Below are 14,161 nucleotides of genomic sequence, written 5' to 3' on the forward strand. Positions count from 1 at the left end.
TTCAAAAAAACAAAGATTATTCTTTTTTATCATCAGGAGATTGCCGATTTTTGTCGCTTTCAAAATCAACACAGATAAAATGGCAACAGAGGATAAAGAAATTATTTTATTAAAAGTTTCAGGACATGATAAACCAGGAGTAACTGCCGGTTTAACAGCAGTATTAGCAGCGTATGATGCTATTATTCTGGATATTGGACAAGCCGATATTCATGATACGCTTTCTTTAGGAATTTTGTTCGAGATCGAAGCAGGTTCTACCTCTGGACCGGTTTTGAAAGACTTACTGTTTAAAGCTTATGAATTGGAAGTTAAGGTAAAATTCATTCCAATTTCTGTTGAAGATTACGAAAAGTGGGTAAAAACACAATCCAAGCAGCGTTATATCATTAACATTTTGGGAGAAAAACTTGCCGCTTCACAATTGGCAGCTGTAGCAAAACTTTTATCTGATCAAAATTTAAATATCGTTTCTATAATAAGATTAACAGGTAGAACTTCTGTGGTCGAAAAAGAAGAATATCCAAGATCATGTATACAATTATCATTAACCGGAGACATTGTAGATAAGATTGGTATGACAGCAAGTTTCATGGAAATCTCAAGAACCTTAAACGTCGATATTTCGTTTCAGGAAGATAATATTTACAGAAGAAACCGCCGTTTGGTTTGCTTCGATATGGACTCAACTTTAATCCAAACCGAAGTTATTGACGAATTGGCAGAACTAAATGGAGTAGGAGAACAGGTTCGTGCTATTACAGAATCTGCAATGAATGGCGAAATTGATTTCAACGAAAGTTTCAAACAGCGTATGGCATTGCTGGAAGGTTTAAGTGAAGATGTTCTGCAAAATGTTGCCAAAAACTTACCTATCACAAAAGGGGCACATCGTTTAATGAAAGCCCTAAAATATTACGGTTATAAAACGGCTATTCTTTCCGGAGGATTCACTTATTTTGGAGACTATCTTCAAAAAGAACTCGGAATCGATTATGTTCACGCCAATCAGTTAGAAATAAAAGACGGAAAACTTACAGGTAAATATTTAGGAGATATCGTTGACGGACAAAAGAAAGCAGAATATCTAAAGGCTATTGCCGAAAAAGAAGGAATTCACATCAACCAAACCATTGCAGTTGGAGATGGTGCAAATGATTTACCAATGCTAAATTTAGCCGGTTTAGGAATCGCTTTTCATGCCAAACCAAAAGTAAAAGAAAACGCCTCAACCTCAATTTCCAGTTTAGGACTTGACGGGGTTTTATATCTTCTGGGATATCATGACCGATATATCGACATGATGTAGAAAAGGGCTTCGACTCTGTTCAGCCTGATAAAAACAACTGTCACCCTGAGCGAAGTCGAAGGCTAATTATCTCAAATGATTTTGTAACACTTTAGTCTAAAAATAAAATACAAGCCTTAGTTTTCTAATAAAAGCTAAGGTTTTTTTATGGGCATGTCCCTCCGGGTCGGGCTATCCGTTTCAATCTTTTGTGCCGAACCCCGGCACAAAAGGATTTCCACTTCTATCCCTCATGCGATTTAGTGGAATTTTCTGTTTTTCATTTTTATAGTTTATTTCAAAGAAATAATAATTATTTGTAATGAGTAATCTTTAAGACTTTTGCATTCCTCCCGTCAATTATAATTAAAAACGTTCCGCCTTGTTCTCCCCACATTAAGGTTCCGTTAATAACATAATAATTGTCAATTAAATGTATTTCATAAGGTTTTTGGTCTTCAATTTGATCTTCTCCATAAATACCAAAAAGAATAGGTTCTGCAATTTTGATTGCAGTTTCATTGTTCTTAATCAGTAATTTTTTGTTGTCAACAACATTGTCTTGACTAGGATCTCCTTTAAGAGCATCTTTTAATTCAAATTCTGCGTTATCTCCTCCTGGTTTTGCATGAGAACAGCAATTGAAAATAAGAATTAAAACAAGTACAATTAAAACCTTAAGCTGATTTTTTCTTTTAGACAAAATTTTGTTAATCAAAATAACTAGATATAAATTAACACATCTCCTTCAACTGCTCCAAATAATCTCTTTGATTCGAAAGTCTTGGAATCTTGTGTTGTCCGCCTAATTTATCACGTTCCTTTAACCAGTCATAAAATAAATTTTCACGAGCGACATTAATCACCAAAGGATTTAAAGTCATATTGTTGTAACGTTTCGCTTCGTAATCAGAATTTAAAGTTTGTAAGGTTTCATCCAGCACTTTCTGGAAAAGACCAACATCAGCTGGTTTTTTCTTAAATTCAATCATCCATTCGTGAGCCCCTTTTTCTTTGTCCTGCATAAAAATTGGGGCAACCGTATAATCAATCACTTCGGTTTGAGTAACCTGACAGGCTTTAGCAATTGCCTGATCTGTGTTTTCGACCATTAATTCCTCACCAAAAACATTAATATGGTGTTTGGTTCTTCCCGTAACCCTGATTCGGTATGGATTTAAAGAAGTAAAACGAACTGTGTCTCCAATCAGATAACGCCATAGCCCGGAATTTGTAGTAATTACAATTGCGTAGTTTTTGTTTAGCTCTACATCAGCCAGACGAACCACTTTTTGATTTGGGCTTCCAAAAGTATCCATCGAAATAAATTCATAGAAAATTCCGTAATCCAGCATCAGTAATAAATCGCTTGAATTGTTCAGATCCTGAATTGCAAAAAAGCCTTCGGAGGCATTGTATATTTCGTAATATTTAAAATCTTTACTCGGTAAGATTTTCTTGTATTGTTCTTTATAAGGAGAAAAACTTACGCCACCATGAAAGTAAACTTCCAGATTAGGCCAGATTTCCAACAAATTTTCTTTGCCTGTATTTTCTAAAACCTTATTCATTAAAACCAGCATCCAGGACGGAACTCCGGCAAAGCTCGTTACATTTTCATTTTTGGTTTCGTTTATAATAGCGGCAATTTTAGTTTCCCATTCGCTCATTAACGAAGTTTTACTACTTGGAGTGCTGCTAAATTCAGCCCAAATAGGCATATTTTCAATTAATATAGCTGATAAATCACCAAAGAAAGTATTGTTGTTTTCGTAAATCTGAGAACTTCCGCCTAAACGAAGGCTTTTGCCCAAAAACAATTCAGAATCCTCGTTGTTGTTCAGATACAAACAAAGTAAATCTTTACTGCCTTTATAATGACAATCTTCCAGAGCCTCATTACTTACCGGAATAAATTTACTTTTAGCATTTGTAGTTCCGCTCGATTTGGCAAACCATTTTATAGGAGTTTCCCAAAACACATTTTGCTCGCCTTGTCGTGTACGTTCAATTAAAGGCTGAAGCTCTTCATAAGTTGCAATTGGAACCCTTTCAGTAAAAGTCTGATACGAATGTATCGATTCAAAATCATATTGTTTTCCGATAATCGTATTTTCAGACGCCATCAATAAATTGTGCAACAGTTCTTCCTGAACTTCATTTGGATATTTTAAAAAAAGTTCGATTTGATGTATCCTTTGTTTTAGGACCCAGGAAGCAAAAGAGTTGATTATTGATAAGGGCATGGATGAATTTTGATTTTAGATTACTTATTTTAGTCTCTCTGATTATCGGGAGCTGATTTTTCGCTTGATGCGAAAATCAGGAAATTTAAAATTTGAATATCAACAGACAAATATTAACTTTGTCGTTGTATCAAAAATAGTGTTTTTTTGTAAAAAAAGACATTCTATTTGTACTAAAAATTCTGCTTCAATAGAATTTGGAGTCAAAATTCAGAACTCTGCAAAACAATCTAAAATCTAAATCAGTTCCTGCCAGTTTCAGGACCAAAATCTAAAATTCTAATGACATATCAAGGAGTACTTACCAAAATGCAAACTGAGCTGGGAAATCCAATTCAGTATTATTTGGTTTTCGAAGACAGTTTTCTAAACATGAATCAGTTATTGAATAAAGAGATTGAGATTAATTTTACAGGTTTTGAATGTCTGAATTGTCATAAAAAGAAAAAAATATACCGTCAGGGTTTTTGCTATGAGTGTTTTTATTCCAGTCCGGCTGTTGGCGACTGGATTATGAGACCTGAATTAAGTACTGCACATTTAGGTATTGCAGATCGTGATTTAGAGTACGAGCAAAAAGTACAATTGCAGCCTCATATCGTATATCTTGCATTGGCAAGTGAAGTAAAAGTAGGGGTTACCCGCAAAACTCAGGTGCCAACCCGCTGGATCGATCAGGGCGCTACACAGGCAATTGCTATTGTTGAGGTTCCAAACCGATATTTGGCCGGTATTACAGAGGTTGCCTTAAAAGATCATTATACAGATAAAACAAACTGGAGAAAAATGCTCCAGAATACAAATGGAAGTTTTGATTTACTGACTGAAAAAGCCAAAGTTGAAAGTTTAATTCCTGCTGAGGTACAAGAGTATTTTTACAATCAGAAAAATGATTTGTATGAACTAAATTATCCGGTTTTAAGTTATCCTGCTAAAATAACAAGTTTAAACTTAGACAAGACTCCATCCTTTCAGGGAAAGCTTACCGGGATTAAAGGACAGTACTTAATTTTCGAAAACGGAACCGTTTTTAACATTCGAGGTTCAGAAGGTTATGTAGTCACAATAAACATCTAGAGATATGGCGTAGTTGTCGATGTTTTTTGGCTAACTATCTATTATATTGTTATTTAAATAATAATTTATTGTAATTTTATATCACTTTCCAAAGCAAAAAAGTGTGAATATTAATACATTTCGTTACAATTTTGTAACAAATGCTTATTGAAAGAATTTAATTTTAAAAATTAAAAGACCCTAGATTTGAATCTTATTCATTTCAGGATTATTCTAAAAATTAAATTAAGATTTTATAATTCGTAAATTATTTAATAGATGAGTGTTTTAAGCAAAATAAACGACTACAGGCGTGGTATAATGCGCAACCTGACTAAGAACATTGGGAAACCCAAAATGGAAGATGATTTTATTTTGGTGGATAAAACCGAAATAAAAAGAGTGCTGATTTGCAGACCCAATGGAAGATTAGGTAACCTTTTACTGATTACACCTCTTGTTCAGGAAGTTGCGGAAACGTTTCCAAATTGTAAAATCGATTTGTTTGTAAAAGGTACTCTGGCACCCATTATTTTTGAAAATTACAATGTTGTCGATAAAACAATTCATTTGCCTAAAAAACCTTTTAAAAATTTACTTGAATATTTAAAGGTTTGGATTTCAATAAAAAAAGAGCCATATGATATGGCGATCAATGTAGATCAAAATTCCTCTTCAGGCAGATTAGCAGTACGGTTCTCAAATGCTAAATACAAATTTTACGGAGATTCAAATGAGGAACAGTCACAGCAAAAAAGTGATTACGATCATATAGCAAAATATCCCGTTTATAACTTCCGAAACTACTTAACCAAATTAAGATTAACGAAAAGCAATAAAATTGTAGCACCTATTGATCTTAAATTATCTTCAGCTGAAATTACCAACGGTAAAAAACTTTTAAACGACCTTGGCGACAGCGATAAAAAAACAATCTGTATTTTTACCTATGCAACCGGAGCAAAATGCCTTTCAGAAGAGTGGTGGGAGCGTTTTTATACGCAACTTACAGCAGAATATAAAAATTATAATATTATCGAAATTTTACCTGTAGAGAATGTTTCGCAAATTGGTTTTAAAGCACCAAGTTTTTATAGTAAGGATATTCGTGAAATAGGATCTGTTATTGCTAATGCTGATTTGTTTATTGGTGCTGATAGCGGTATTATGCATTTGGCTAGTGCTGTGCAAACTCCAACCATAGGATTATTTTCGGTTTCAAACCTTAAAAAATATGAGCCGTATGACAATTCCAGTGTTGGTATTGATGTGACTTTATATACTAAGAAAGAATATATAAAAACAATAAATTCGATTTTGAATAATGGCCGATTAAATATTTATTCAAGAGCAATATAAAATAAAATAAAGAGTAAAAAAAGAGAGGGATTCGTCACAACGAATCCCTCTCTTTTTGTTTTAGTTTTTCTTTTTGAATAAACCATTTATTAAGTCACTTGCTTTTTTAGTAACTTCCTGAGTCTTTTGTTCTTTTTCAGTTTTTGCTGCTTGTGTAGTGTCTTTTGCTTTGGTGTTTTTGTTGATTAAATCGCTAAGAGCAGAAGCGCCTTTTTGGGTCAGCTTTTCTTTTTGCTGATTAGCAACCTGAGTTGCTAAACTCGTAACAGCAGTTTTCATATCCGTAGATATTTTTGGATTCGAAAAGTTACCAGTAATCATAGCATTAATTGGAATGTTTTCCAGTTTTGCTGCATCTGCAGGAGACATTTTTGCAAGAAACGCATTGGCCTCATTGCCTAAATATTTAGCCGGAACATCTAATTTTAAGTTGTAATTCATGGTTTGATCAAAACCATGAGTTCCGCCAACAGTAATTTTAATATCCTGATATTTAATATCAAATGGTTTTACATTTACCTTACCGTTTTCAAACGTCAAAGCTGCTTTAATATCATTTAAATTCACCTTATTCATATCAATGAATTTAATGTTTGAAGTTAAAGCGTTTAAAACTGTTGAGTTTTTAGCATTTACAGTAGTAGAAAGCAATTGACCAATTAAATCTCCCGAAATAGATTTTAAATCCGGAGTAAGTTCTTTAGCATCCAGATTTCCGTTTAATTTGATAGTAGAATTTAATTTACCATTGATAATTCCCGCAATAGGCGCAATTTTTTTCATCATGTCCAATTGCGTAAAAGTTTGTGAGATATCAACCTGATTGAAACCTAAATCCATATCAAAAGTTGGAACTTTTGCTTTTGTAGAAACCGTTCCTGTTAAGCCAATAGTTCCGCCAAAAATAGAAGTTTTAAAGTTTTCTAAAGTCGCTTTTTCATCTTTTACAATTAGTTTTCCGGAAACATCTTTTAGTTTTAAATTGTCATACAAAACCGTTGTTGCTTTTGCATTTAAAGTACAGTTTAAAAAAGCAGGAATCTTCATTGCTTCAGCAGGTTTTGCTGGTGTTGATTTAGTTTCTCCTTCTTTTGTAGTTCCGGTTTTAGCAGGTTCTCCGGCGGTCATAAAATCATCAACAGCCAACTGATTTGAACTCATGTTGAAATTTCCTCTTAGCTCTTGTTTTTTAAACATAAAGCCATAAAAATTCTCCAAAACTCCATTAATGCTTAAATCACTTTTTCCGGTTGTAGCATCAAACTTTTTCAGGTTGATTGTACTTGGGTTAAATTCAACCAAAGCCGTGCTAATGTTCATCGACTTATTGTTTTCATCAGTATACTTAAATCCTGATAAACTCATAGTTCCGGCATTTTTAATGTTTTGATATTGGCTTTTTTCTACAGATGCCATATCAAATTGTGTTGTAACATCGGCCTTTAAAATACCTGCAAGCGGTTTGTCCATTTTAATTGGATATGCTTTCGAAAGGTTCGCTAAATTGATAGTTCCTTTTAAAGCCGCATCTACAAACGGATTGACTGTAATGTTTTTAATATTTGCTTTGGCATTAAAAACATCCTGATCAATTCTAAACGACAGTTTATCCAAGTTAACATAAGTATCATTTAAAATTCCGGTTTCATTGATAATCTTAGTATCGATTACAATATTCTGAACTGATTTTGGCAGATTAGGATATTGAAAAGAAGCATTGTTTGATGCAATCTCAACATTAAATTTAGGAACAGTTGTGTCAGTAAGTTCCCCTTTAGCAAAACCTTTTACTGTAAAATCTCCTGTAGTTTTCACTCCGTCTAAACTAGAAGCATAAGCTGAAGGTATTAAACCTAAGAAGTTGGTGAAAGATGAAGTTGGTGTTTTAAACTTCAAGTCGTAAATCTGTTTTTTTTCAGCCATTTGAATAAATCCGTCAAATTCTAATGGCAATTGGTTGATTAAAGCTTTGTTTTCTTTAAACGTATATTTACTTTGTTCCAAATCAATTCCTAAAACAGCATCCAAAGTTAATTTTACATTTTTCATGTAATTCATCTTATCCATATCCAAAGAGACTTTGGCAGTAGATTTTGTAGTCAGATCTAATTTTGAATTGGTAAAATCACCTGTTCCTTCATGATTTAAACTATCGATGACCATTTTTATTTTAGAACCCTGATCGATGTATCTAAAAGTGAAGTTTTCGATTTTATAGTTTTGAATTTTTAAAGAAAGCGGTTTGCTTTTATCGTCTTTCTCTGTTTCTTTTTTGTCTTTTAGAGCAATATCAAAGTTACCAACACCATCTTTATTGAAGATAATATTAATTAAACCATTTGTAGAACTTATTCCCTGAATATTTAAAGGTTCTTCTTTTCCTTTGAAAAGCTCTTTAATGCTCATTTTCAAATTTAATTCGCCCAACGAAACCAAAGTATCCCCTTCAAAAGGAGCTTTATTGATGATGACTAATTTTTCGATACCAACCGTAGCATTCGGAAAGTTTTTAAACAAACTTAAATCAGCATCGGTAAAACTTACTTTAGCATCAACACTTTTGTTAATTGCTTCTGCGATCTTAGCCTTTATTTGATCCTTAAAGAAATACGGAATGGCGAATAATGCAGCTACAATTACCACGAGAACAATGGCTGTAATTTTTAAAATTTTCTTTAACATATAAATAGAGTTGAGGGTTTAAATTGATAATTGATTCGTGCAAAAATAACTTTTTTTGATTGAGTTCGCAGATAAAGTTTTTGTAAAATATAAGAAATATCCTTAATTGTGTTAAAAATAAAAATCCGTCTGAATAAAGTTCAAACGGATTTTTAATGCTTTTATGATTTCAGTTATTTTTTAATGAAAGAAATAATCTTATTAGTCATAACTTCTGAGATGGGCAGATTCTCATTATTATAACTTGCCATATTAGCCTGAACATCACCATCAATAATTTTCATCACATGATTCATCTTATCAACGATCAAAAGTTCGGCATTTTTGTTAGCCTGAGATAATAGTTCGGCATCTTTAACTGTTACCTGCAAATCATTGTTTCCCTGAACAACCAAAACAGGAACAGTTAGTTTTTTAATTTCTGTTTGAGGATTATATTTAAACCAGGAAATCAGGTAAGGCTGAATACTTGGTCTAAAAAGAGAATTAAGCATAGGATCAACCTTTTTTACATTATTTCCGCCTTTTAAACTATCAATTATAGGAAAAGTCAAATCTTCTAATTGTTTATTTGCTTTAGATGCAATTTGAGTTTTAATCAGCTTGTCAGCAGATTCTCCTGAGCCTGCAATAGAAATAAACTTATCTGCTTTCGCTCCGGCAATCATTCCAATTAGCGAACCTTCACTATGTCCGATAACAATAACTTTCGAGAAGCGTTTGTCCTGTTTTAATAAATTAATCCAGCTTTTTACATCCTCAGTATAATTTTCAAAAACCAGGCTGGATTCAGCTACAGCTGCGGCTTTACTTTCTCCAATTCCTCTTTTGTCATATCGTAATGATGCAATTCCGTTTTTCGCCAGAGCTTCTGCCAGCAATTTTAAAGAATTGTTTTTCATCATCGCATTATTACCGTCACGGTCTGTTGGTCCGGAACCGGAAATGATCAGTGCTACCGGAAATTTTGTTCCTGTAGCAGGTGTGGTAAGTGTACCAAATATTTCAACCACATTAATCTTCAGAACCAATGGAGACTCTTTAAAAGTGCTTTCAGTTTTGGTTTGAGCATGCAGCATACTCAAAAAGAAAACAGCAATAAGAGCAAATAACTTTTTCATTTTGTAGTGGAATTATTTAATGTTTAATCCAAACGGAAGCATTGCCTGAACTCCTTTTTGTTTTTGAAGTCTTTTTACCTGCTCAATAAGCATATAGTTTTCTTCGCCAATTTCTTCTTTAATAAAAGCTTCCTTAGATTGTGCAAAAGGCAAATTAGAAAGGAGATCATTAAGTGTTTTCTCGTATTCAGGGTAGTTTTGCGTACTGTAAGTTTTTATTTTGGCAATTCTTGCGGCTTCTGCAATAGCATCATTTAATCCGCCAATTTTATCCACCAAACCAATTTTTACAGCTTCAGTTCCGGACCACACTCTTCCTTGTGCAATAGCATCTACCTGGGCAAAAGTCATTTTTCGGCCTTCAGCCACATGAGTTACAAAAGTGTTGTAAATATGCTCAACTCCTTCTAAGGTAAAGGCTTTAAACTTCTCATCAACTGGCACAAACGGACTATAATTTGCTGAGTTTTCGTGTGTTTTTACCTGTTCAGTATTAATTCCTAATTTATTTGCTAATGGACTAAAGTTGGGTAAGATTCCAAAAACACCAATAGAACCTGTAATTGTATTGTTTTCTGCAAAAATCGTGTTGGCGTTACAAGCGATATAATATCCTCCTGAAGCGGCATAATTTCCCATAGAAACTACAACGGGTTTTACTTTTTTAGTAATTTCAATTTCTCTCCAGATTAAATCTGATGTCAGAGCACTTCCGCCCGGACTGTCAATTCTAAGTACAATTGCTTTTACATCATCATTTTTGCGCGCTTCCTGCAAAGAACGGCGCATAGAGCCTTCGCCAATTACAGTAACATCGCCTTCTCCGCTTTGTATTTCGCCCTGAGCGTAAATAATAGCAATTTGATCTGTAGCAGTATTTGTTAGAGCTGTTGTAATATTATTTTGAGTATAATCTAAAATCGAAATTTTGTTGTAGTCATCATCACCGGTTACTTTTAGTGCTTTTTTAATAGCATCATGATACACATCTTCGTATGCTACGATATCAACCAGATGTTGTGCTTTTGCCATTTCGGGAGTTCGTGCCAATAAGCCGTTTGCAATCTCATTTAATTTAGGAAGAGGAATGTTTCTGCTTTTAGAAATGTCGGTAGAAACAGTAGTCCAGATCGAGTTCAAAAGAGCGGTTACCTGTTCTCTGTTAGCATCACTCATTTTGTTTTCTAAAAATGGTTCAACAGCACTTTTATATTTTCCGTGACGAATCACTTCCATATGAATACCTGTTTTATCCTGAAAATCTTTAAAGAACATTACTTCAGACGAAAGTCCTTTAAAATCTAAATCTCCCGCAGGATTCAAATAAATGGTATTGGCTACAGAGTTTAAATAATATTCTTTTTGCGAATATGTATTGGCATATGCCCAAACAAATTTTCCTGATTTTTTAAAGCTTTCAAGTGCATTTCTCAAATCTTTATATTGTGCCAGTCCTAAAGAAGATTCATCATTTAAAATCGAGATTCCTTTAATTTTATCATCTTTTTTTGCTGCTTCGATCGCATTGATAACATCGGTTAAACCAATTTCTTTTTTATCAGAGAAAACAGTTATCCACGGATCTTTATATTTTCCTGCATAATCATTTTTAATTTGTTTTAGATTTAATTCTATAACCGAATCGCTTTTGACTGAAACACTGTCATCTCCGCCAAAAATTGCCCCAATAAGAATTACTCCAAAAAAGAAGAGCATAATAAATACAAAAATACCAATAACTGTGGCAATTACATTTCCTAAAAACTTCATAAGTATATTTTTTTAATAAGTATCAAAAAAGATTGATTTGTTACAAATGTAATCTAAAAACAAATTATTTCTAATATACGAATTACTGAAATAGTTGTAGTTTATACATTTTTAAACCTATAATTAAAGATAGTATATTTTGTAAGATAAATATTGTTTTAAACTTGAATATTTTATATTTGATAAATTAAATTTTTGCATTATGAAAGAAAAAATATTCTTTATTAACCTTTTCTTTTTCTTTGGTTTTTATGCTGTAGCTCAGAAAGTACAAACTCAAAAAGTAATTGTCGATAAATTGACCAGATTACCTCTGGAAAACGTGAATGTATATAATCAGAAGGATAATTCGCTGACGAATAAAGAAGGTGTTTTTTCTTTTATTTCTGATCAGAATGAGCTAAATTTTAGCCTCATTGGATATGAAGATCTTAAAGTGAATTTTGAGCAAATTAAGAACCTTGATACTATTTATTTACAAAACAAGATGATTGAACTTGACGAGGTTGTTGTTGGTAATGAAGTTTCAATACTTAAAAAGGTATATAGTAAGATGAAAGAAAACTATATTTTACAGCCTTACAATGAGAATTTTTTTTTAAGGTGTACTTTAAAACGAAATGATGAATTGGCAAGACTACAGGATATTTATGGTAAGGTGTCCAGAAAAAGTATTTTTAAGACAAAAACTCAGCCAGATAATAAATGCGAGGTTGAGGTTTTGAATATGAGAAAAGTTGGGATTACAGATAAAGACGATTTTGTATATTTTCAATTTCAAAGTTTTGAGAAATTATTTGATTTGAATGTTTTAATTTATATAGAAATTGATGATTTTGAGCTTACTCAGGAAAAAAATGTGGCAAGCGGTTATTTAAAAATTAGTTTTATTAAAAAAGAAGCTAATATGATGGGACAAAAAACAAGCGGCTATTTTATTATCAATAAAGAGGATTATGCTATTGTAGAAACATATTTTGATTTTTATAATGATGCAAATAAGGTACCATATCAAAAAAAGAGCAAGGTTGACTATCGAACAACCAGTTTTAAAACAACATCAAATTATAAAAAAAATAAAACCACTAATAAGTATTATTTGAGTAATGCAAATTCTGATGTTAAAGTTGAGCTAATTGGAAATGAAAAACTAGGAAAAGTCAATTATGATTATTCAGCCCAATATCTTGTAACAAATAGTTTTATTTCAGAAAAAGCAAACTCCAATTTATCAATGAATAAAGATATTTTTAAAGTGAAATATCCATATTCAGAGCAATTCTGGAAAAACCAAAATCAGTTGCTACTGACAAGTGATCTAAGTCAGTTTTTAAAGCGGGTTTTAGATAACAAAGACAATAAGAAAGAGTTTGATATAGTTGGTAACTTCTGATTCTTGAATCAAATAATGTAGTTAATTCTAAAATAGTTTTAGTTAATTTGCATTAATTATGAAGTCACAGCATCAAATCGTATTATCTATAGGGAGTAATCAGGGAAACAGGTTAGAAAATATCCAGAATTGTATTGATCTGATACATCAGGAAGTTGGAACTGTTATCAGGGTTTCCAGATTATATGAAACTCCCGCCTGGGGATTTGAAAGTGATGCTTTCTATAATTGTGCTTTGATTTTACATACTGCTTCATCAGCACAAAAAGTACTCAGTCAGGTCCTGAAAGTCGAAAAACAATTAGGACGAATCCGTTCAGAACAACAAGGTTATCAATCCCGAATTATCGATATTGATCTGATTACTTTTGATGACGAAATAATTAATTCAGAAAAATTACAGATTCCGCATCCGTTAATGCAAAACAGAAATTTTGTTTTGTTGCCTGTGCAGGATTTAAAATTAGACTGGAAACACCCTGTTTTTCAAAAATCAATTTCAGAGTTAATCGCAAGTTCTCCGGATGACAGCGTTTGTACCATAGTTCAGGATTTAAGAAATCCGTTGTTGGAAATTCCGCTGGAAAAATTTAATTATATTGCTTTTGAAGGAAATATTGGGGCAGGAAAAACAACTCTGGTACACAAAATTGCAGAAGATTTTAATGCTAAAACCGTTTTAGAACGTTTTGCCGATAATCCGTTTTTACCCAAATTTTACAAAGATCAAAACCGATATGCTTTTCCTTTAGAAATGTCATTTCTGGCAGATCGTTATCAGCAATTGTCGGATGACCTGGCACAGTTTGATTTATTTAAAGATTTCATTGTAGCCGATTATCATATTTTTAAATCGCTGATTTTTGCTAAAATTACACTGGCAGAAGATGAATATCGTTTGTATAGAAATCTTTTTGATATTATATACAAAGAAATGCCAAAACCGGATTTGTATGTTTACCTGTATCAGAATACAGAACGATTACTACAAAACATCAAGAAACGCGGACGTAATTATGAACAAAATATTGAAGCAGCATATTTGGATAAAATCAATAATGGCTATTTGGAATACATAAAATCCCAAACCGATTTGAATGTGCTGATCATTGATGTTTCTGATCGTGATTTTGTAAAAAAACACGAAGATTACCTCTATATTTTAAATGAAATTCAGAAGAAGATAGGTTAATTTGTCAATTAGAAAATGTTTCAATTAGAAAGTGTTTTTTTAATTATCTCATTT

General features: G+C 32.5%; 10 protein-coding genes. 5 read left to right on the forward strand and 5 right to left on the reverse strand.

All coding sequences use genetic code 11. From position 1 onward, the window contains the following. Positions 1-79: 79 nt before the first annotated feature. Complete coding sequence (serB, locus tag A4F88_RS18160) at positions 80-1,309, forward strand: phosphoserine phosphatase SerB (protein WP_068844149.1); 1,230 nt, start codon at positions 80-82, stop codon at positions 1,307-1,309. 292 nt (positions 1,310-1,601) lie between these two features. Here the strand turns inward: serB and A4F88_RS18165 are convergent, their stop codons facing one another. Both A4F88_RS18165 and A4F88_RS18170 read right to left on the reverse strand, forming a co-directional pair. After that, positions 1,602-1,991: a YbbC/YhhH family protein gene (locus A4F88_RS18165; protein WP_073075450.1), complete on the reverse strand. Its 390-nt coding sequence runs from the start codon at positions 1,989-1,991 to the stop codon at positions 1,602-1,604. A 31-nt stretch (positions 1,992-2,022) separates the two neighbouring features. Next, positions 2,023-3,534 (reverse strand): GH3 auxin-responsive promoter family protein, encoded by a 1,512-nt coding sequence (locus A4F88_RS18170; protein ID WP_068844151.1) that lies wholly within the window; start codon positions 3,532-3,534, stop codon positions 2,023-2,025. Between the two features lie 282 nt (positions 3,535-3,816). Between A4F88_RS18170 and A4F88_RS18175 the strand changes: the two genes are divergently transcribed. Then, positions 3,817-4,611, forward strand: a complete 795-nt coding sequence (locus A4F88_RS18175; RefSeq protein ID WP_068844152.1) for a DUF2797 domain-containing protein — start codon at positions 3,817-3,819, stop codon at positions 4,609-4,611. Between the two features lie 258 nt (positions 4,612-4,869). After that, positions 4,870-5,949, forward strand: coding sequence for a glycosyltransferase family 9 protein (locus A4F88_RS18180; RefSeq protein WP_068844153.1), 1,080 nt, complete (start codon positions 4,870-4,872; stop codon positions 5,947-5,949). A 60-nt stretch (positions 5,950-6,009) separates the two neighbouring features. On the opposite strand, the gene A4F88_RS18185 is transcribed toward A4F88_RS18180, so the two are convergent. From A4F88_RS18185 to sppA, 3 genes are all read right to left on the reverse strand, one after another. Next, a complete protein-coding gene (locus A4F88_RS18185) occupies positions 6,010-8,631 on the reverse strand; it encodes an AsmA family protein (protein WP_068844154.1) in 2,622 nt (873 codons plus the stop codon). Positions 8,632-8,804: 173 nt separating this feature from the next. After that, positions 8,805-9,752, reverse strand: a complete 948-nt coding sequence (locus A4F88_RS18190) for an alpha/beta hydrolase (RefSeq protein ID WP_068844155.1) — start codon at positions 9,750-9,752, stop codon at positions 8,805-8,807. A gap of 12 nt (positions 9,753-9,764) precedes the next feature. Continuing rightward, positions 9,765-11,522, reverse strand: a complete 1,758-nt coding sequence (gene sppA, locus A4F88_RS18195) for a signal peptide peptidase SppA (protein ID WP_068844156.1) — start codon at positions 11,520-11,522, stop codon at positions 9,765-9,767. Positions 11,523-11,724: 202 nt separating this feature from the next. On the opposite strand from sppA, the gene A4F88_RS18200 reads away from it, so the two are divergent. Together A4F88_RS18200 and folK are read left to right on the forward strand one after the other, a co-directional pair. Next, positions 11,725-12,915 (forward strand): peptidase associated/transthyretin-like domain-containing protein, encoded by a 1,191-nt coding sequence (locus A4F88_RS18200; RefSeq protein ID WP_068844157.1) that lies wholly within the window; start codon positions 11,725-11,727, stop codon positions 12,913-12,915. 58 nt (positions 12,916-12,973) lie between these two features. After that, a complete protein-coding gene (gene folK / locus A4F88_RS18205) occupies positions 12,974-14,107 on the forward strand; it encodes a 2-amino-4-hydroxy-6-hydroxymethyldihydropteridine diphosphokinase (RefSeq protein ID WP_068844158.1) in 1,134 nt (377 codons plus the stop codon). Positions 14,108-14,161 lie beyond the last annotated feature (54 nt).

The organism is Flavobacterium chilense (assembly GCF_001602525.1).
Classification (GTDB): Bacteria; Bacteroidota; Bacteroidia; order Flavobacteriales; family Flavobacteriaceae; genus Flavobacterium; species Flavobacterium chilense.

Excerpts from the sequence above, each read along its gene's own strand:
- serB (WP_068844149.1), top strand. The coding sequence starts at position 80 with ATGGCAACAGAGGATAAAGAAATTATTTTATTAAAAGTTTCAGGACAT.
- A4F88_RS18170 (WP_068844151.1), bottom strand. The coding sequence starts at position 3,534 with ATGCCCTTATCAATAATCAACTCTTTTGCTTCCTGGGTCCTAAAACAA.
- A4F88_RS18175 (WP_068844152.1), top strand. The coding sequence starts at position 3,817 with ATGACATATCAAGGAGTACTTACCAAAATGCAAACTGAGCTGGGAAAT.
- A4F88_RS18180 (WP_068844153.1), top strand. The coding sequence starts at position 4,870 with ATGAGTGTTTTAAGCAAAATAAACGACTACAGGCGTGGTATAATGCGC.
- A4F88_RS18185 (WP_068844154.1), bottom strand. The coding sequence starts at position 8,631 with ATGTTAAAGAAAATTTTAAAAATTACAGCCATTGTTCTCGTGGTAATT.
- A4F88_RS18190 (WP_068844155.1), bottom strand. The coding sequence starts at position 9,752 with ATGAAAAAGTTATTTGCTCTTATTGCTGTTTTCTTTTTGAGTATGCTG.
- sppA (WP_068844156.1), bottom strand. The coding sequence starts at position 11,522 with ATGAAGTTTTTAGGAAATGTAATTGCCACAGTTATTGGTATTTTTGTA.
- A4F88_RS18200 (WP_068844157.1), top strand. The coding sequence starts at position 11,725 with ATGAAAGAAAAAATATTCTTTATTAACCTTTTCTTTTTCTTTGGTTTT.
- folK (WP_068844158.1), top strand. The coding sequence starts at position 12,974 with ATGAAGTCACAGCATCAAATCGTATTATCTATAGGGAGTAATCAGGGA.